The organism is Alkalimonas sp. NCh-2 (assembly GCF_039631345.1).
Classification (GTDB): Bacteria; Pseudomonadota; Gammaproteobacteria; order Enterobacterales; family Alteromonadaceae; genus Alkalimonas; species Alkalimonas mucilaginosa.
Genome location: NZ_JBDIUV010000005.1, coordinates 134,224 through 153,263, shown reverse-complemented (window position 1 = coordinate 153,263; position 19,040 = coordinate 134,224). Strand labels below are relative to the sequence as shown.

Genomic DNA, 19,040 nt, shown 5'->3' with positions numbered 1-19,040 from the left:
CGTACAGTCGGCAGGCAAGCGCAGCTCCAGCTGCCTGCCGACACTGATCGGATCAGTGCTTAGTGTACCTTAATCTTCAAAATAGGTGTATCCATTGACACCGGCTTTCAGCTCTTCTAACAGCTCGGAGCGGCGCTCTGCCGGGATAGCCAGAGTTTCCAACTGCTCGCTGTACGACTGGATCAGCTTATTGGCATCAAAGTGCACATAGCGCAGCACATCGGCTACCGTATCGCCTTTAATTGCATTGGTTAGCTGGTAGCCACCATCGTCGGTCAGCTCCACATGCACCGAATCGGTATCGCCAAACAGGTTGTGCAAATCACCGAGGATTTCCTGGTAGGCGCCCACCATAAACATCCCCAGCAAGTACTGTTCGTCTTCTTTGTACACTGGCATCGGCAGACTGCTTTCAATACCATTACCATCGGCATAGCTTTTTAGCATGCCGTCGGAGTCGCAGGTAATGTCCTGAATGATGCAGCGGTGGTCCAACGGCTCGTGCATCCGCTCCAGCGGCATCACCGGAAACAGCTGATCAATGCCCCAGGCATCCGGCATCGACTGGAACAGCGAGAAGTTAACAAACAACTTATCGGCCAGCTTTTCGTTCAGCTCGTCGTGAATAGCCCGGTGCGAGCGCGAGCTTAAATCCAGGTTATCACGCACCCGGTTGATGGTGGCAAAGTAAATTTGCTCTAACAAGGACCAGTCTTGCAGGTTCAGTAAGCCATGCACATACTGGGTATGGGCATCGCTGAAATAGTGCACCGCATCGTGATAGGCCTCAACTGCTGTGCGAGGCGTAACATTGGTGTAGGCGTCCCACAGCCCCAGCACCACGGATGGCGCATCTTCGCCTGGCTCTGGCAGGTATTTCAGCCCTGGTGCCCGCTCAATATCAATCGCATCGGTCACCAATACCGCATGGTGCGCTGTCATGGCACGGCCGGACTCGGAAATAATATTTGGATGCGGCAAATCATACTCATCGCACACTTCTTTTAAACCATTGACCACATTGCGGGCATACTCGTACATGGTGTAGTTCATCGAGCAGGTCGAGCGCGAGCGCGAGCCTTCGTAATCGACCCCGAGGCCACCACCGACATCGACCGTATCAATCGGCACTCCCAAGGTGCGCAGCTCGGCGTAGTGACGGGCACACTCACGAATGGCATTGTGAATATCGCGGATATTGGCGATTTGCGAGCCGATATGGAAGTGCACCAACTGCAGCAAATCCAGCTTACCGGCTTCTTTTAACACCTCAATGGCCTGCAGCACCTGGGTAGCAGTGAGGCCAAACTTGCCTTTCTCGCCGCCGGTGTTTTGCCACTTGCCTTTGCCGATGGAGTTTAGCTTAATGCGAATACCGATATGCGGTGCCGCCCCTAGCTGATCGATTTCACGCAGCAGGGTTTTTAGCTCGGACAGTTTTTCCACCACAATGTAGACCTTATGGCCCATCATCTGGCCAATGGTGGCCAGTCGTAAAAACTCACTGTCTTTGTAGCCATTACAAACAATACTGAGTGGTTTGTCCGACACACCAAGAATGGCCATCAATTCCGGTTTACTGCCAGCCTCCAGTCCTACGGTGCCGCTGTCGTGGCTAAGCAACTTTTTTACCACCGAGTACTGTTGGTTCACTTTGATTGGATAGACCGCCGTGTACTGGCCCAGGTAGTCTTTTTCCTGTTTGGCTTTTTGAAAGGCGGTGATCAGGGAATCAATGCGGTGCTGCAAAATATCGGTGAAACGCACCAGCACCGGCAGCGTCAGACCCTCGTCTTTAAAACGCTGCACCAGCTCCGGGAAGTGAATACCCGGCTTGCTGTGATCCTGATCAGGGTAAGCTACCAGCTCGCCTTTTGGGTTAATATCAAAATACCCTTCACTCCAGGTGGCGACATTGTAGATGGAACGTGCTTTTTCGGTACCCCAGTCAATCATGGTGGATCCTTATCCTGTCATCGCAGCAGAAAAAAGAAAGCGAATGCTGTCAGGACAGAATTCGCGGCAATGCCTCTATTTTAAGCCCTATCACGGCTACTTGCAGCAAAATGCGATCAAAAATTTGTTTGTAGGGCGCAATACAGGCAAAATAATGGCCCTAAAATGCAATGCAAGGCTTTCACAAAGGGGACGATGATGTCTGGTCTGGATACACAACAATGGTTTACCGAAGTCTTTGAGCCCAGTGGCAGTGCCTTTGGCCTGGCCATTACTGCCAAGCTGGATGAAGTGCAATCGCCTTTTCAGCACATTGAAATTTTTGACACCACCCACTTTGGCAAGTTGATGGTAATCGACGGCTGCACCATGGTCAGCACGCGCGAGAACTTCCTCTACCACGAAATGATGAGCCACCCGGCGCTGTTTACTCACCCGAACCCGAAAAATGTGGTGATCATTGGTGGTGGCGACTGCGGCACCCTGCGTGAAGTGTTAAAGCACCCAGGCGTAGCAACGGTGCATCAAATCGATATCGACGAGCAGGTCACCCGGATGGCGGAAAAATACTTCCCGGAGCTCTGTGCCTCGAATCATGATCCGCGTGCGACCATTTTGTTTGATGATGGCATCAAATTTATGCGCGAAGCCGCGCCTGAATCGATTGATGTGGTGATTGTCGACTCAACCGATCCGGTTGGCCCTGGTGAAGGCTTGTTTAACCGCGCTTTTTACCAAAGCTGTCTGAATGCACTACGCCCGGGTGGTATTCTGGTGCAACAAAGCGAGTCACCTCTTATTCACTTGCAATTACTGACCGATATGCGTCAGGCTATGCTGGATGCCGGCTTTGCTGCGCTGCAAACGCTGAACTTTCCACAAATGATTTATCCGTCCGGCTGGTGGACCTGCACCCTGGCCCGAAAAGGGGAAGCTTTTACCGGTTTCCGTGAAGCCGATGCCGCCGCAGCCAATCTGAATACTGACTACTACAATGTCGACATTCACAAAGCAGCGATGGCGTTGCCCAACTTTGTGCAGAAGGCCTTTGCCGAGCAAAAGTAAGGGCTTTACCGACAAAAAAACCTGCCGTGCGGCAGGTTTTTTATTCGCAAAATTTTAGCTTTGCGTGACAGGTTCGATATGAATTTCTACCCGCCGGTTCAAAGCCCGGTTGGCTTCCGAGGTATTGGGCACCATCGGGTAGGTTGGTCCAAAGCCCTGAGTTTCCATTCGTACTGGCAACACGCCCTGGGCTGCTAAATAACTGCTGACGCTATCGGCCCGCTGCAGCGATAAACGCATATTGAAATCGTATGGTCCGGTATCATCGGTATGACCAGAGATAATCAACATGGTTTTGTCGTAGTTGCCGAGCACCCGTGCTATATCGTTTAGCACCGGGTACAGCTGAGGCTGAATATCGGCCCTGTTAATGACAAAGGTCAGCTGAGATGGAATTTCCAGCCGCAGATTATCGCCTTCACGGTGCACCTTTACACCAGTACCGCTTAACTCTTCACGCAGCGCTTTTTCCTGGTTATCCATATAGCTGCCTACAGCAGCACCCGCCAGAGCGCCGACCGCAGCACCAATCACCAAGCGTTTATTGCTGCGATTGGCTGTAGTTTTACCAGCAATGGCGCCAGCAACTGCGCCGATAGCAGCACCTCGGGTGGTATTCTGATTGTCGGTACTGGCACAGCCCACCAGCCCTCCCAGCGATAAACTTCCGGTTAATACACCGACCATCACAAGCTTTGACTTCATCTGCATAAACTCCTTTGACGTATAATAAATAGCATAATCCCACAAGCTGAATCACGGCTGAACTATTTTTGCATCCACTCACGAAAATGCATAGACATATGGCCATCCAAAATTATAATCAGAGCATCATTTCAGCAGTGAGCATTGGGTATGTTGGGGCAGTCTTGGCAGCGTTTGGTGTTAAAAGTGGGCAGCGCCTTAATAGCGCCGGAAGGTAAAGGTTGCTCTACCCGCTATTTGCTGACGCTGGCGCGCTTTATCAGCGAGTGCCGCTCGCGTGGCATTGAAGTCGTGTTGGTGTCCTCCGGCAGTGTCGCCGCCGGGCGCAGCGCCATTGCTTTTTCGCATCAGCCGCTGCCTATTCCGGTGAAGCAAGCTATGGCTTCCGTTGGCCAGTACCAGATGATGCAGTTGTGGCAAAATTTGCTTGATTGCCACTGTGGTCAGTTGCTGCTGACGCACGATGATTTTCACAACCGGCGCCGCTACCTGAATATTGAAAACACCCTGCGCACTCTGCTGGATCATCAGGTGCTGCCGATCATCAATGAAAACGACAGTGTCGCCACCGCCGAGCTGAAGCTGGGCGATAACGACAATCTGGCGGCTTTGGTGGCGACCGCCGTCGATGCCGATGTGCTGATTATCTGCTCGGATATTGACGGTTTGTACAGTGCCAACCCACGTAGCAACCCCCAGGCGCGCTTTATTGCTGAGGTGGAGTGCATCACACCAGAGATTTTCGCTATGGCTGGCGGCAGCCATCACAGTGTTGGCACCGGCGGTATGGTGACCAAGCTGCAGGCAGCGCAAAAAGCCGGGCAGCAGGGCATTGATACGCTGATCGTCAACGGGCAAAAAGCAGCGGTATTTGAAGCCTTGTTGGAAGGCAAAGCTGCCGGCACTTTGTTTCATCGCCAACAGGAACGGCTCAGTGCCAAGAAACACTGGCTGCTGCACGGTTTAAAAAGTCAGGGCCAGATCCAACTGGACGCCGGTGCGGTGAAAGCGCTGCAGCAACAGGGTGCTTCTTTATTGGCCAAAGGGGTTAGCGCTGTGAACGGCCAGTTTGATAAAGGCGATGCGGTGCTGCTGTGCGACAGCAGCGGAGCCCCTTTTGCCAAAGGTATTTGCCAGTATCCGGCATCAGAGCTTAGCCGGATTAAAGGCCTGCACAGCCAGCAAATCGCCGCCACCCTGGGGTATTGCCCACGTGAAGAAGTGATTCACCGCGACGATCTGGTGCTGTTGTCCGCTGCCGAAGCTGCTGCTCAGTCCTCGAAATAACGCCAATCCGGTGGATAGGCCAGATCCGGCTGCTGATAATCGCACAGCCCATCCGGAAAAATGTGCTTGAGTTCGCCCAGCCAGGGCGTCATATCCACTGCACCAAAGTCACCGCGCGCCAGCGCCTGCTCAATTGGTATTAGCGCGCACTGCAGCAGTAGGCCATGGCTTGGTGCGCCAGCCTGTTGCCGACTGTTGCTCAGTACCGGATAAGTTTGGTGACAGCGGCCCTCGGACTGCCAGACCTTATTACCGCTGGCAATCACCTGACCATCGGCTGCAAAACAACGATCCGAAGCTGCAGCCGGAGCTTTGCCACCACGAACCCAGTCCACCACAGCCGCAAAGGCTTCGCTTTCCGGAGTGTAATCCGGATGACTGACCCAGATGCGTTGCCAGGCTTGGTTTCCTCGCTGCGCCAGCCGCTCACGGACCATAAAAGATGGCTGCAAATGATGCATATCCAGCACAGGATCCAGGTAGTGGCGCAAATCCAGCACTGGGATCGACAACTCGCCGGTAAACAACTGGCCATAGCGATAGGCCCGCTCAATCGCCTTCAGGTTGGCCCGATAGCGTGGTGCTACCTTGATGCCAGCCTCCGTCATCTGTAGCGGAGCCATATTGTGCCGGCCAAAGGCACTCAGCCAGATGGGCGTATCCCAGATGGGCAGAAAACGTGCCCGCTCGGGCTGCATCTGATGCTGCGGCAGCCAGCTGCCAATGCGGGCATTCAGCTCTATAAACTGCTCGGGACTAAGCTGGTCTGCTCTAAGAGCCAGCAAACCATAGGGCACGCCAACATTGCCCCACAAGCTATGGGCAAAGCCATGCTGATCGCGGCCATAGATATCCACCAGATCTTCCCAGTAACTCCAATGTTGTTGTTGCAGCAACCCAGGGCTTACAAAGGGCCGTAACCGACCCTGCTGTGGGTTATGCACCATGGATGACAAGCCAAACCAGGCATTGATGCACTGGGTTGCTCCTGCCATCGGTGTTGGTTTGAACCCGGACAGCAACTGGATGGCGCTGATTTCCCGTTGGAAGCGCACCTGCTGATCCGGCACAGTGCTCAGCCCTTCAATCCACTGCCGGTGTTGCCAGTCTTGCCAGAAGTTTTTATCGCTGGCATTGAAGTAGTAATAGTTGTGTAGCAAATCGCAATCCAGCGCATAGACGACCTGGCTCAGCATATCCGGATAGCTGTATTGGGCAATGGCTGCATCCAGCAACCCAGGGGCATTTTGTGCCAGCAGATATTGCGCGATACCACCGCCGGAACCGCCAATACCAATGGTCATCTCCGGCTCGCCATAGAGGCTGATAAAATGCTGCTTTAACTGGCGAGCCACTTCTTCGGCCCGCAGAAAGTGGTAACTATGGCTGGTGCGGTTGGCGCTGCTGCTAATGACTGCATAGCCCTGACGCAGCTGGGCAGCCCGGTTGCGCAGCAAACGCTCAATACGCAGCTCGCCCTGACGAAAACCGATGCCAACCCCGCCATGAAACTGGTAAATCAGCTTGTCATTCCACTGGCTTTGACCAGTACGCAGCGGAAATTCATCGGTTAGTACCGGCATCACCAGCAGGTAAAAATAGCGCTGTATGGTGCCAAGTTCAGCCCGAAGCAACAGCTCACCATCGGCCAGCGGCCCCCCCTGATAAGCTGCTACAGTCCCGTCCTGGCTGAGCCGGTACCAGAGCAGACGACTGGGGTGCAGGCAGTCCTGGCTATACCCCTGCAAAGCGCCATCATCGGCATAAATGGCAACGCCATAGCCCTGGTCATTATCGACCAGTGGTGGCTCGATGCCCATCTGATGCCAGGCGCAGTAGAAAGGGTATTGCTTGGGGCCGGAAAAAAGGGGTGTTGATGGGCCCACCGCACCAAGTGGGATAGGGTACGGGTAGGTATCCAATGGCCGTGGCGTGTGGCCAATAAAGTCATCGACTTGTAACAGCTCACCAGCGCGCTCTGGTGGCACTGCCAGCACAGGGTGGGGCTCAAAAAAGCTGGCCGGGATCTCACTGCGCGGCCACATCAGAATCAAAGCCAGCACCAGGCCAAGCAACAACAACCATTTCAATAAGCGCACTTTGCTCTCCTTACTCGTTCTCTACTAAGGATAGCAATACGCCAGACTTGTGCTAGCTCAGAGGCAGAGCCAACACCTTGGATTTACGCTGATAATTGTACAGCTGCTGTTTTTGCGCCGGTAAATCCTCCACCGTGGCCAGCTCAAAGCCATGCTCCAAAAACCAGTGGATGCTACGGGTGGTCAGTGCAAACAGGGTATGATAACGCCGCTGTTTGGCCTGCTGGATCACGTATTTCAGCAAGACACTGCCCCTGTCAGCATCGCGGTAATCCGGATGCACCGCCACACAGGCAAACTCACCGACCTGCTCATCGGCAAAGGGATAGAGGGCCGCGCAGCCGATCACCAAGCCTTCTTTTTCAATCAGCACAAAGTAGTCGATTTCCATCTCGAGCTGCTCACGCGAGCGACGCACCAGCAAGCCCTGCTGCTCCAATGGCCGGATCAAGTCCAGAATACCGCCGATATCCGCAATGGTAGCCGGGCGCAGCTTCTCAGCCGACTCATTGACCATCTGAGTACCGATACCATCACGGGAGAACAGCTCCTGCAACAAGGCGCCATCGGCATTGTGGCTGATTAAATGACAACGCGGCACGCCGGCACGGCAGGCGCTAATCGCAGCATGCAAAAAAGCCAGACTGGCAGCACAACAACTGTCTTGCAGCTCTAACCGCTGCATAATTTGCTCAGCATCATTGGGAAGGAGTTCCGGGATAATATCGCCATCGTCGGATACAATGCCGCCATCGGCACTGAAGCCTATCATTTTATCGGCTTTTAACTTTATGGCGACCTGGGTAGCAATTTCTTCTGCCGTCAGGTTAAAACTTTCACCGGTGACGGAGGCCGCGATTGGCCCCATCAGCACCATGCCATTGCTATCGAGCTGACGGCGAATGCCCTGCACATCAATGCGCCTTACCCGGCCGCTGTGGCAATAGTCAACGCCCTCATCCACGCCAAGTGGCTGAGCAATGACAAAGTTGCCACTGACCACGTTGATTTGCGCACCCTGCATCGGTGTATTGCTTAAACTCATCGACAGCCGGGCGGTAATATCCAGTTGCAAAGCACCGGCTACCTGCTTGATCAGCTGAAAAGTATCGTCATCGGTGATCCGTACCCGCTTGTGGTAACTGGCATCCAAACCGGCTTGCTGCAGTGCCTGGTTGATTTGCGGCCTGGCACCATACACCAGCACAATTTTAATGCCCAGGCTGTTCAGCAGAGCAATGTCATTGATAATGCTACGAAAACCAGGCTGAGCAATGGCTTCGCCTCCCAGCATCACCACAAAGGTTTTGCCACGGTGAGCATTGACATAAGGGGCAGATTGGCGAAAGCCAGAGACAAGTTCAGTAGTACGCACCTTGGCAAAATCCTTCATCGGTTGAACACCCAGGCTGATGCAACACCACTGTATGAACACATCATGACAGCCGGATGAATCAGGAAAGAATAATTATACGGAAAAACAGGATAAATAATCAACAAATATTCACATGCACCCTGGCACCGGTCAAGCTGTTCTGCCCAATCAAGCACAAAGCCAACGTAACGCTGGCTTTGTGCTTGATTGGCTTGCTGCAGAGCTAAACCATCAATCCAAAATAATATGCGGTAAAAAACGCGAGCTGTCTTTGGTGATCAGGCTGTTGTCTTCGCGGATGCCGATGCCGGCTGCGCTGTCGCCGACCACCCAGCTACCGATTAAGGTATAATTGCCGTCAAAGCTTGGCAAGGGCTGCAGCCGCTGACGGATAAAGGGCGCGTCCTGATAAGGGCCGGGTTCGCTTAGGCGTTTGCCATCGGCAGTGACCAATTCGATATTGGCCCCTTCGCGTGAAAACAGCGGCTTGCGCAGCCAGCCTTTATCCAGTGCCTTGCCGCTATCAAAATGACTTTCCAGCAGGTTCGGATGGCCCGGGTGTTTTTGCCACAGCAAGGGCAAAATGCCTTTATTGGATAGCAGCAGTTTCCACAGTGGTTCCAGCCAGAGAGTCTGGGAAGTTTTTACCTGCTCAGCAAAAGCTTCTTCCAGCATAAATTCCCAGGGGTAAAGCTTGAACAAACCGGTAATGGGCTCGCCCTGCAGATCGTAGTATTGCCCATCCAGGCTGCCGATGTCTTCCAGTGCGATGTAGCGGCTGTCGACGCCACTTTGGGTGGCAATATCCAGCAGGTAATCGACGGTACCTTTGTCTTCGATGCTTTCGCGCACACTGGTAAAGTGAAATGGCTGCGGCAGTGTAAGATTGGCAAAGGCCTGCTCCAGTTTGTCCTGCAGTGAATTAAACTGATCGGCTCCAGCCGGCAGCTCGCCCCGCATGAGTTGGTCTTCCAACCAGACCCACTGAAAAAAGCCGGTTTCGTACAAAGAGGTCGGCGTATCGTAGTTCAGCTCCAGCAGTTTGGCCGGGCCGCTGCCGTCGTACACCAGATCCATCCTGCCGTAGAGGTGCGGATCGCCACGCTGCCAGGATTCGGCCAACGCATCACGGTAGTCTGCTGGAATAGCCAGCTGATCCAGTTTTTGTTCATCGGCCAGAATATCTGGTACCAGATCGAGCGCCATTGCGTGCAGCTCTTCGGTCACATCTTCCAGATCCTGCTCAATCTGGCGCAGACTAAACTGATAGTAGGCGCTTTCATCCCAATAGGGCTCGCCATCAATGGTATGAAACTTAAAGCCCAGGCTTTCGGCATAAGCCTGCCAGCCCGGCCGGGGCGTGCTGTTTACTCGCTTCATCGTACTCGCTTCTTCGTCTGCTTAACTGCCGTAACTGCGCTGGCGATTGGCCTGCTGTCGGGCCGCTTGCTGGCGCACCGCGGCTTGTTCGCCAAAACCACCACGACGGACCAGTTGCGCCCGCTGCGGCTGCACCGCCGAAGGCCGGACCCTGGCCACACCCGGCTGGCTGGCTACTGCCTGGTTACCGGCCGTACGGAAGGTGGAGCGATCATCGCGTGATTTGTACAACGGCTGGGTAGGTACTGCGGAGCGGTTGTTGGCGGTGCTTTGCTGCAGCTGCTGCGCCTGCCCTCCAGCCAGGTTGCCACGATTCATCATTTGGCCAGCCATATAGCCCATCATCATCGGCATAAAGAAACTGCCGCTTTGATGGCGCTCAGGGGCGGTTTCACACTGACCTGCGCCAAAATCTGCTTCGCATTCAAACTGGTCCTGATAGCGTGGCGCTACCTGCGTATGCAACACCGAGGCCCGCTCAAATTCAGCCTGACACTCTGCTGGTGGGTGATAAAAAGCGGCGCATTCTTCAGCATTATGAAAAACATGCACTTCCTGTTGTTGCTCGCCACAGCCTGCCAACAACAGGGTGGCCGCTGGTGCCATTAAGACCAGCGCGGCTTTTTTACTGCGTTTCATGAAAAAGTCCTCCGGGCGGAATGAATCAATAGCTCATGCTGGCAGAGTTCAGCATGCCCACAGCAATGGAGCAGGCAGCAGAGAAAATACCAGCAGCCAGTTCACCTTGCTGAATACGGGCCGGCAATTGCTTTAAGGTCAATTTAACAACAAAGAAGGTCAATACTTGCACGACCAGGGCAACGCCACCCCAAATGGCGCAATCGAGCAGCGACATCGAGTGGGTGATAGCACTGGCCAGCGGAATAGAGAAACCTATCAGCGCGCCACCAAAGGCGATTGCCGCTGCGCTGTTGTTGGCGCGGATCAGATCAAATTCGTGATGTGGCGTCACCCAGCTGTAAATGCGGGCAAAACACAGCAGCAGTATGGCTGCCAGCGTAAAGTACAACAGAAAGTAGGGAACTCCCGACAACGACAACCAAACCGTTTCCATGCAATGACTCCATAAGGCTGTTGAGAAAGAGCGCCGATCCTGACGAAAAAATCAGCCCAGTACAAGCTTTTTACCGCCTTTTTGCAGCGATTAACCGCTTACGGCCTGGTACAGAGCGCGTCTGACTTTACATCACAGCCGAACTTTATACACTGAGCGTTACAGAACGAGCAAAGTGAACGCTTTGTGCAAAATCGTCATGACTATAAAAAACACAACCACAGGAATCCCCGATGAAAAAAACACTTCTCAGCACAGTGGCGCTGGCTGTTAGCCTGGCTTTAACCGGCTGCAGCGGCGAAGCTCCGCTCCAGCAAGCATCGTCCAGCCAGCAGCAAGTAGAACTAAGCTCTGGCATTGAGCTGCACAATATGGATACCAGCGTAGCGCCGCAGCAGAATTTCTTCCGCTATGTCAACGGCAAATGGCTGGAGCGCACTGAAATTCCTGCCGACCGTGCCCGCTGGGGCAGTTTTGATGAACTGCGGGACCTGTCCGAGCAGCATGTATTGGCCATTATTCATGAGCTGGCGTCAGAGCAACACGCCAAAGACAGTGATGCGCAGAAAATTGCCGATTTGTTTCGTTCTTTCCTGGATACCGATACCATCGAAGCGCTGGGCCTGACACCATTGCAGCAGGATCTGGCACGCATTGAGTCGCTGCAAAGTCATAAAGACCTGGCAAAAGTTTGGGGTGAATGGCAAAGCATCCGTACTGGTACTCCTGTTGCTGTTTTTGTCAGCCAGGATCAGCGCCAGTCTGATCAGTACATTACTGCAGCCAGTCAGTCTGGTCTGGGCTTGCCGGATCGCGACTATTACCTGAAAGATGATGAACGTTCGCTGCAAATCCTCCAAGAATACCAGCAGCTGATCCAGCGCTTTTGGCAACTGGCTGGTTGGCAGCACGGTGAGCAGGCCGCGGAAAGCATCGTTGCAATTGAGCGGCAACTGGCAGAAGCTCAGTGGAGCCGTATCCAAAACCGCGATCGTAATGCCACTTACAACAAAATGACACCGGCAGAGCTGGCAGCACTGGCACCAGGTTTTGACTGGCCGGCCATGCTAAACGCAGCGCAACTGGGCGATATTGATGCATTGGTGATCCGTCAGCCCAGCTACTTCACCGATTTTGCAGCCCTGCAGCAACAAATTCCGTTAGCCGACTGGCAAAGCTACCTGCGTTTCCACCTGCTGCGCAGCAGTGCTGCTATGCTGCCCACTGCTTTTGATGACGCCAGCTTTGATTTTTATGGCCGGGTGTTAAGCGGCCAACAGGAGCAACGCAGTCGTGAGAAACGTGCGGTGCAAACCACGGAGCGGATGCTGGGCTTTTTGGTGGGCAAAAAGTATGTCGAGCGTCACTTTCAGCCAGAAGCCAAGGCGCGGATGGATGAATTGGTGAAAAACTTTATGGTGGCTTTTAGTCAGGCTATTGATGAACTGGAGTGGATGAGCGATGCCACCAAGGTTGAGGCTCAGGCTAAACTGGCCAGCTTCAACACCAAAATTGGTTACCCGGACGTGTGGCGTGATTACGATTGTCTGAGTATTGCTGCCAATGATTTGCTGGGTAACGCCCGGCGAAGTGCCGAGTGTGAATATGAGCGGATGATCGGCCGTTTAGGTCAGCCGGTGGACCGGGATGAATGGGGCATGACACCGCAAACGGTCAATGCTTATTACAGTTCCACCATGAATGAAATTGTGTTCCCGGCTGCTATTTTGCAACCACCTTTCTTTGATGTGAATGCCGACGATGCACTGAACTACGGTGCAATTGGCGCAGTGATTGGCCATGAAATTACCCACGGCTTTGATGATCAGGGGCGCCGCTCCGATGGCGAAGGCAACCTGCGTGACTGGTGGAGTGAAGAGGATGAGCGTCAGTTCCGGGAGCGGGCGCAGTTGATGACTGAGCAGTTCAATGCCTTCAACCCGATTGACGATCTCTACCTGCAGGGCGCGCTGGGGCTAGGTGAAAACATTGCCGATCTGGGCGGCTTAACCGTCGGTTACCGCGCCTATCAAAACTCGTTGCAAGGCCAACCTGCACCTGTGATTGATGGCTTTACCGGCTCACAACGGTTCTTTATCGGCTGGGGCCAGATCTGGCGCATCAAGTTCCGGGATGAAGCCTTACGCCAGCAAGTGATCACCGGGCCACATTCACCGGGCAAATACCGGGTACTGGGACCTTTATCCAATATGCCGGAGTTTTATCAGGCGTTTGATGTACAGCCGGGTGATGGTATGTACCGTGAAGAAGCGGTGCGGGTGAAAATCTGGTAACGCTTGCCAATAGATAAAAGAATGCCGGCGTTTTTGCCGGCATTTTTATTTGATCACGGCTTAGAAGCGATAATTAACACCCAAAGCCACATTGGATGAGCGAAGTTTAAATTCCCAACCATCGTCCCGCAATTTTTTGGTTGGCAAATGAACATATTCCAAAGTCACCGACAGTTGCGGTGTAAAGGCGAACTCGCCACCAACGCCGTAACTCAGGCCTTTGCTGTTAAATGAACCTCGTTCGCTCCCACCTTGGCCAGATTCTTTCCACTTGTATTTGGTATGAGCATAACCAGCTAAACCATACAAAGAAAACTCCTGCGATAATGGCACTATCCCCTTTGCATAAAGACCATAGCTATTGCCAGCAGAGAAGGTTTCGGAGTAGCCGTCTTCACGCCATTTCTTATCTTTAACGCCAGTTCCGAAGCGACCTTCCAGTGCAAAGTTTTCATGAAACTGATAACCGGCTAATACACCCAGAACCCCAAGATCCATGGATATATTAAAGCCGTCATCTTTCTCTTTTACCGTGTTCTTACTGTACTGAGCACCAGCATAAAAACCTTCGCTGGCTACTGCTTGTCCTGCTAATAGCGCTGCAGCACCTGCCATCAATGCTAACTTTTTCATCCTGAACTTTCCTTTTGGTTTGTTTAAAACACAAGCATCCTATCGAGCTAGAAATGAACAAAAACTTAACGCAAGATACAGTTGTTTACTATTTGTACAATCAGGGTTCCGCGCTTTATCCTGTATTCCACACGGATCAACGCCATAAACTCGCTACTGCTGTCTTTTTTTGTTACAAAAAGGCATTGAAATGCTCAAGGAAGTAGGATGAAAACTCTCTCTCTCTTTTTGCTAGGGCTTCTTCTTAGTCTTAGCCAACCCGTTTGGGCCGAAGCCGTTGATATTGGCTATATGGAGCCTGCCGCGGAAATCACCGCTATCGTGGATGCACCACCACCGCCAGCGGCCAGTTTAAGCCCGGATGGCCGCTGGTTGCTGTCGCTGGAGCGCCCGGCGCTGCCATCACTGGCCGACCTGGCCGAGCCAGAGTACCGGCTGGCCGGCATGCGCTTTAACCCTCGCAATCAGGCCCCATCGCAGCCGCGCTATTTATCCGGCGTGCAGCTGATTGAGCTGGACAACCAACAAGTCAAATCAATCCGTGGTTTGCCGCGCAATTTGCGGGTGCTGTCGGCAAGCTGGTCGCCGGATAGCCGCTATCTGGCCTTGCTGCAACTGGAACAAGACCACACCGCACTGTGGCGGGTCGATGTTGAACGGGGTCGCGCTGAGCGCTGGTCAAAGGTCAAAGTAAACGCCATTCGTGGTGGCGAGCTGCAATGGTCTGCTGATAGCCAGGCGGTGTATCTGCTGGCCGTCGACCCCAAACGTGGTGCAGAGCCAGCCGCGCCGGCAGTACCGGCAGGTCCGGTAGTGACCGAAGTACGTGGCCGTACGGCACCGGCCCGGACTTATCAGGATCTGCTGCAAAACAGCCATGATGAAGCCCTGTTTAATCATTACATGGCCAGCCAGCTGGTCCGGGTTGGTCTGAACAACCGTATTCTGGTGATTACCGATGCCAAACCCTACTTAGGTTTTTCACTGGCACCGGACAATCAGCATCTGCTGACCACCCGCCTAACGGAGCCTTATTCCTATGCGGTACCGATGTCCCGCTTTGCCCGCACTAGTGAAGTGCTGAACCGCCGTGGTGAGTTGCTGTATACCGTGGAGCAGCAGCCGCTGGCCGATAACCTGCCGATTGCTTTTGATGCTGTGGTCGATAGCCGCCGCGCTATTCAGTGGCGTAGTGATCAACCGGCTACTCTGGTCTGGGCCAAAGCTCAGGACGGTGGTGACCCGCGCCAGGCGGCTGACACTCGGGATCAGTTGCTGCAGCTGGCCGCGCCTTTTAATGCAGAGCCCACCCCCTTGCTGGAGATGCAGTACCGTTTTGCCCGCCTGCTGAGTGCCGAAGATGGTACCAGCCTGGTGTGGGAGCGCTGGTGGCAAGATCGGCAGGAAAAACTCTGGTTGCTGACCGATACCGAACCAAAACTGCTGTGGGAACGCTCGTACGAAGACCGCTACGGCGATCCGGGCACGCCACTGACCCGCCTGGATGCCAATGGTAACCGGGTACTGCGACTGGATGATGGCGCCATTCTGTTAACCGGTAGCGGTGCTTCCGATGATGGCGATCGCCCCTTTATCGATCGGATGCAGCTGCACAGTGGTGAAACCGAGCGACTGTGGCGCTCCGAAGCACCTCACTACGAATACCCGATCACACTGCGGGCCGATGGCCGTTTACTGACCCAGCGGGAAAGCATCGATACGCCGCCCGACTTTTACCTGCGCGACTTGCAAAGCGCTGAGCTGACTGCAGTGACCCAAACCCCACACCCGATGCCACATACGCTTGGTATCAGCCGGGAAATGATCCATTACCAGCGCGAAGATGGTGTGCCGATGTCTGCTACGTTGCTGCTACCGGCTGGTTACGATAAAGAACGCGATGGCCCGCTACCGACCATTATCTGGGCTTACCCGCGCGAGTTCCGTAGCAGTGCCGCTGCCGGTCAGGTCAGTGGTTCGCCCTATCGTTTTAATCGCATTGGCTACTGGAACCCACAGTTTTTGGCCACCCAGGGCTATGCGGTGCTGGATAGCGCCACCATGCCAATCGTCGGTGAAGGTGATAACGAGCCGAACGACAGCTTTATCGAACAGCTGGTGATGAACTCTAAAGCAGCGATTGAAGCCGGCGTTAGCCGTGGCGTCACCGATCCGGAGCGGGTAGCGCTTGGCGGTCACTCGTACGGTGCCTTTATGACAGCCAATGTGCTGGCGCATTCCAACCTGTTCCGCGCAGGTATCGCCCGCAGCGGTGCCTACAACCGCAGCTTAACCCCCTTTGGTTTTCAACGTGAGCAGCGCACCCTGTGGGACGATCCCGATCTCTACATCCGGATGTCGCCGTTTTTTCATGCCGAGAAAATCAAAACCCCGCTGCTGCTGATCCATGGTGCGGAAGACAATAACTCCGGTACTTTCCCGATGCAGAGCGAGCGTTTGTACCAGGCCATCAAGGGCAACGGCGGCACCACCCGGCTGGTAATGCTGCCACTGGAGTCGCACGGCTACCGCGCCCGCGAATCGGTGCTGCATATGCTGTGGGAAACGGTGAACTGGCTGGATGAGTTTGTCAAAAATGCTGAACCGCGCTCTGCCGATTAAGCGGTAGGCGCAATAAAAAACCAGCTTCACAGTGAGCTGGTTTTTTTATACCCGTGATACTAGCTGCAGATCTAGTTGCCCCTGGCCGCTTTTATCTCGGCCAGCAGTTGCTGCACATCAGCCCGCTTTAGCAGTTGCTCGGCCGGCTGTGGCAAACGGCGCTGCCAGTTCGGGTACTCGGTGCTGGTACCCGGCACATTGATTGGTGTATCCACCAGCACCAGATCTTCCAGCTGAAAAGCCATTAGCTTAGCCGGCGTAGCCGCCACAAAACGGTGACTGTGACGGATCAAGGCCGCATAGTCACCCTCTGGCAAAGCAAACTGATGACGCAGGATCTGCTTTTCTTGCTCGCGCAACTGGTGCAACTGCTCAGCCACCTCTGCGCTGGGGTACAAATCCAGCCGGTGGCGCAGCGCCAAGTCGTGTTCCTGCCAGTAGCCCACCATGGTGGGCATATCGTGGGTGGTGACCGTCGCCATCGAGCGCTCCGGGTAGGTGGCATCGCTGTGCTGGTAACTGCTGTCTTTTTGCTCCAACAAAAACACCCGGTACGACAGCACCTGGTACTGCTCCAGCAAACGGCTGATTTCCGCCGGTACTGTGCCCAAGTCTTCGCCAATCACCACACAGTGATTGCGCTGGCTTTCCAATGCCAGGATGGCAAATAAATCATCCGCCGGAAAACGGACATAGGCGCCCTCGGTGGCACTTTTGCCCACCGGCGTACACCACAATCGCAGCAAGGCCATCACATGGTCAATGCGCAGAGCACCGGCATGCTGCATATTGGCCTGCAGCAAATCAATAAAGGGCTGGTAGGCTTTGCTTTTTAGCACCGCCGGATTGTAAGGCGGCAAGCCCCAGTCCTGGCCTTTGGGTGCCATTATATCGGCTGGTGCGCCGACACTCAGCTTGAGAAAGTAGTTTTCCGGCTCCGCCCAGGTCTCGGCACTGCTGCGGTTGGTGCCCACCGCCAGGTCGCGGTACAAACCAATGGCCATACCGGCCTGCAGACAGGCTTGCTGAGCGGCAGCCAACTGACGGTAGGCCAGCCACTGGGCGTACAACTGCTGCTGAATCGCGTCCTGATGCTGCACAGCAAACTGCTGCACTGCCGGGCTATGTGGCCACTGATACTCGGCCGGGAATTGCTGCCAACTGGCCATCTGCCAGTCTTTGGCAAACATTTGCTGCTGCAACACCTTGTACACCACCAGTTGATACAGGCTATCGCCACCGTCTTCAACAAAGCGTTGAAAGGCTTTGGCTCTGGGGGTTGCTGCCTGCAGCTCCTGCTGCTGAAAATGCGCAAACATCAAACCGGTAATGCGCTGCTTCAGCCTGCTGACGGTGGCGTAATCCACATCGGCAGCCTGGCGGCACTGCTGCAGCTGCTTTTTAAAGTCAGCGCTTTGTACTGCCTGCTGCACCGCATCGGCCTGGTACTCAGGCTCCAGCGTTAAATCGGCATAGAGGCTGTTCAGCCACAAACGGCTGTTCGGGCTGTACGGGCTGCAATCTTGCGGCAATGCCGGATAAAGCGCATGCAGTGGGTTTAGACCAATAAAGTCACAACCTGCGGCAGCAAACTGTGGTGCCAACCGGATCAGATCGCCAAAGTCGCCGATGCCCCAGTTGTGTTCGGTATTGAGTGCATACAACTGAATGGCTGGGCCGGCCGTTTTACGGAACACGGCTTTATCCTGCAGTTGGAAGCAGCGTGATGGCGTGATGATTAAACGCTGGGTTAGCTGATTCTGGCCAGCAGTTAACGTTAATTGGTGATAGCCAGGTTCCAACTCGACCGGGATCTGTAAGTGAAACGCCAGCCAACTGCCATCTGTCAGCTCGGCTTGTTCGACAATATCGCCCTGATGCAGCTCCAGCTCACCTTGCAGTTGCTGGCCATGCTCAGTATTCACCTGCCAACGCCAATGGCTTTGGGCACTTTGTTGGGGCTGCTGCAACCGGACTTGCAGCGGCTGATACTGCTGTATTACCGTCACCGGTTGCAGATAATGGTGCCAGTGCTCAGTTTCCAGTTGCTGAATATGGGCAGCGATGCTGTGTTCATTGCTTAAGTCATAGCCCATTGCCTGCAACACGCCGGCAATCACTTGTGCGGAGATGGTCTCAGGCTGGCCATGGGCATTGATGTAATGATCCTGAACCCCGGCCAGCTCGGCCAAACGTTTTTGTAATTCCATAGTGCACCTGTTGCCGGAAAAGCTGCTTGCTGGCAGCCAGCATATTGTGCTGGCATTCATAAAAATAAATCACTGAGCCAAGCATAAACAGCACAGCAAAGGAAAGGAATGCACTGCATACGTATGCATTCACTGATAGGCAAAAAACCTGTAAAAACACCGGCTTCCAGGAGCAATTCAGAACCAGGTAAGCAAAAAATCAACCAAATCAATGGTTAGAAATCAAGCGGTCGCACCAAATGGGGGCGATCTTACAAAAAATAGCCCCGCTTCTGTGCAGAAGTGCCTGTATGAATACGTATTCATCTTGTTGTTGCACCCGAATAAGTTTAATAAATA

The 19,040-nt window shown here is 54.0% G+C and carries 13 protein-coding genes; 4 read left to right on the top strand and 9 right to left on the bottom strand.

Translation table 11 applies throughout. The features are described 5' to 3' along the window. Positions 1-69: 69 nt before the first annotated feature. On the bottom strand, positions 70-1,956 hold the full coding sequence (gene speA / locus ABC502_RS13590; protein ID WP_330087686.1) for a biosynthetic arginine decarboxylase: 1,887 nt from the start codon (positions 1,954-1,956) through the stop codon (positions 70-72). 198 nt (positions 1,957-2,154) lie between these two features. On the opposite strand from speA, the gene speE reads away from it, so the two are divergent. Further along, a complete protein-coding gene (gene speE / locus ABC502_RS13585; RefSeq protein ID WP_345916352.1) occupies positions 2,155-3,021 on the top strand; it encodes a polyamine aminopropyltransferase in 867 nt (288 codons plus the stop codon). A 54-nt stretch (positions 3,022-3,075) separates the two neighbouring features. Here the strand turns inward: speE and ABC502_RS13580 are convergent, their stop codons facing one another. Next, positions 3,076-3,726: an OmpA family protein gene (locus ABC502_RS13580; protein WP_330087684.1), complete on the bottom strand. Its 651-nt coding sequence runs from the start codon at positions 3,724-3,726 to the stop codon at positions 3,076-3,078. Between the two features lie 150 nt (positions 3,727-3,876). Between ABC502_RS13580 and proB the strand changes: the two genes are divergently transcribed. Continuing rightward, the gene (gene proB, locus ABC502_RS13575) at positions 3,877-5,013 is read left to right on the top strand and encodes a glutamate 5-kinase (RefSeq protein ID WP_330087683.1); all 1,137 of its coding nucleotides are present in this window, start codon (positions 3,877-3,879) and stop codon (positions 5,011-5,013) included. Here the strand turns inward: proB and ABC502_RS13570 are convergent. From ABC502_RS13570 to ABC502_RS13550, 5 genes are all read right to left on the bottom strand, one after another. Further along, positions 4,998-7,112 (bottom strand): DUF6351 family protein, encoded by a 2,115-nt coding sequence (locus tag ABC502_RS13570; protein ID WP_345916222.1) that lies wholly within the window; start codon positions 7,110-7,112, stop codon positions 4,998-5,000. The two genes, proB and ABC502_RS13570, sit on opposite strands and share 16 nt — an antisense overlap. 52 nt (positions 7,113-7,164) lie before the next feature. After that, a complete protein-coding gene (gene argA / locus ABC502_RS13565; RefSeq protein ID WP_330087681.1) occupies positions 7,165-8,505 on the bottom strand; it encodes an amino-acid N-acetyltransferase in 1,341 nt (446 codons plus the stop codon). A 213-nt stretch (positions 8,506-8,718) separates the two neighbouring features. Next, the gene (locus tag ABC502_RS13560; protein WP_330087680.1) at positions 8,719-9,867 is read right to left on the bottom strand and encodes a glutathionylspermidine synthase family protein; all 1,149 of its coding nucleotides are present in this window, start codon (positions 9,865-9,867) and stop codon (positions 8,719-8,721) included. 21 nt (positions 9,868-9,888) lie between these two features. Next, positions 9,889-10,506 carry a DUF1190 domain-containing protein gene (locus ABC502_RS13555; protein ID WP_330087679.1) on the bottom strand — a complete coding sequence of 206 codons (618 nt, stop codon included), beginning with the start codon at positions 10,504-10,506 and terminating at the stop codon, positions 9,889-9,891. 25 nt (positions 10,507-10,531) lie between these two features. Continuing rightward, positions 10,532-10,942: a DUF350 domain-containing protein gene (locus tag ABC502_RS13550; protein WP_330087678.1), complete on the bottom strand. Its 411-nt coding sequence runs from the start codon at positions 10,940-10,942 to the stop codon at positions 10,532-10,534. Between the two features lie 233 nt (positions 10,943-11,175). Between ABC502_RS13550 and ABC502_RS13545 the strand changes: the two genes are divergently transcribed. Next, the gene (locus tag ABC502_RS13545) at positions 11,176-13,236 is read left to right on the top strand and encodes a M13 family metallopeptidase (RefSeq protein ID WP_330087677.1); all 2,061 of its coding nucleotides are present in this window, start codon (positions 11,176-11,178) and stop codon (positions 13,234-13,236) included. A 60-nt stretch (positions 13,237-13,296) separates the two neighbouring features. Here ABC502_RS13545 and ABC502_RS13540 read toward each other — a convergent pair whose 3' ends face one another. Then, the gene (locus ABC502_RS13540; protein ID WP_345916221.1) at positions 13,297-13,869 is read right to left on the bottom strand and encodes a porin family protein; all 573 of its coding nucleotides are present in this window, start codon (positions 13,867-13,869) and stop codon (positions 13,297-13,299) included. A 207-nt stretch (positions 13,870-14,076) separates the two neighbouring features. On the opposite strand from ABC502_RS13540, the gene ABC502_RS13535 reads away from it, so the two are divergent. Next, a complete protein-coding gene (locus ABC502_RS13535; RefSeq protein ID WP_345916220.1) occupies positions 14,077-16,491 on the top strand; it encodes a prolyl oligopeptidase family serine peptidase in 2,415 nt (804 codons plus the stop codon). Between the two features lie 71 nt (positions 16,492-16,562). Here the strand turns inward: ABC502_RS13535 and malQ are convergent, their stop codons facing one another. Beyond that, positions 16,563-18,701, bottom strand: coding sequence for a 4-alpha-glucanotransferase (malQ, locus tag ABC502_RS13530; protein ID WP_345916219.1), 2,139 nt, complete (start codon positions 18,699-18,701; stop codon positions 16,563-16,565). Between the last annotated feature and the right edge of the window lie 339 nt (positions 18,702-19,040).

What these genes read in the sequence shown, in the direction of transcription:
- malQ (WP_345916219.1), bottom strand. Translation starts at nt 18,701, where the DNA reads ATGGAATTACAAAAACGTTTGGCCGAGCTGGCCGGGGTTCAGGATCAT.
- ABC502_RS13540 (WP_345916221.1), bottom strand. Translation starts at nt 13,869, where the DNA reads ATGAAAAAGTTAGCATTGATGGCAGGTGCTGCAGCGCTATTAGCAGGA.
- ABC502_RS13580 (WP_330087684.1), bottom strand. Translation starts at nt 3,726, where the DNA reads ATGAAGTCAAAGCTTGTGATGGTCGGTGTATTAACCGGAAGTTTATCG.
- ABC502_RS13545 (WP_330087677.1), top strand. Translation starts at nt 11,176, where the DNA reads ATGAAAAAAACACTTCTCAGCACAGTGGCGCTGGCTGTTAGCCTGGCT.
- ABC502_RS13555 (WP_330087679.1), bottom strand. Translation starts at nt 10,506, where the DNA reads ATGAAACGCAGTAAAAAAGCCGCGCTGGTCTTAATGGCACCAGCGGCC.
- ABC502_RS13550 (WP_330087678.1), bottom strand. Translation starts at nt 10,942, where the DNA reads ATGGAAACGGTTTGGTTGTCGTTGTCGGGAGTTCCCTACTTTCTGTTG.
- ABC502_RS13560 (WP_330087680.1), bottom strand. Translation starts at nt 9,867, where the DNA reads ATGAAGCGAGTAAACAGCACGCCCCGGCCGGGCTGGCAGGCTTATGCC.
- argA (WP_330087681.1), bottom strand. Translation starts at nt 8,505, where the DNA reads ATGAAGGATTTTGCCAAGGTGCGTACTACTGAACTTGTCTCTGGCTTT.
- proB (WP_330087683.1), top strand. Translation starts at nt 3,877, where the DNA reads ATGTTGGGGCAGTCTTGGCAGCGTTTGGTGTTAAAAGTGGGCAGCGCC.
- ABC502_RS13535 (WP_345916220.1), top strand. Translation starts at nt 14,077, where the DNA reads ATGAAAACTCTCTCTCTCTTTTTGCTAGGGCTTCTTCTTAGTCTTAGC.
- speA (WP_330087686.1), bottom strand. Translation starts at nt 1,956, where the DNA reads ATGATTGACTGGGGTACCGAAAAAGCACGTTCCATCTACAATGTCGCC.
- speE (WP_345916352.1), top strand. Translation starts at nt 2,155, where the DNA reads ATGTCTGGTCTGGATACACAACAATGGTTTACCGAAGTCTTTGAGCCC.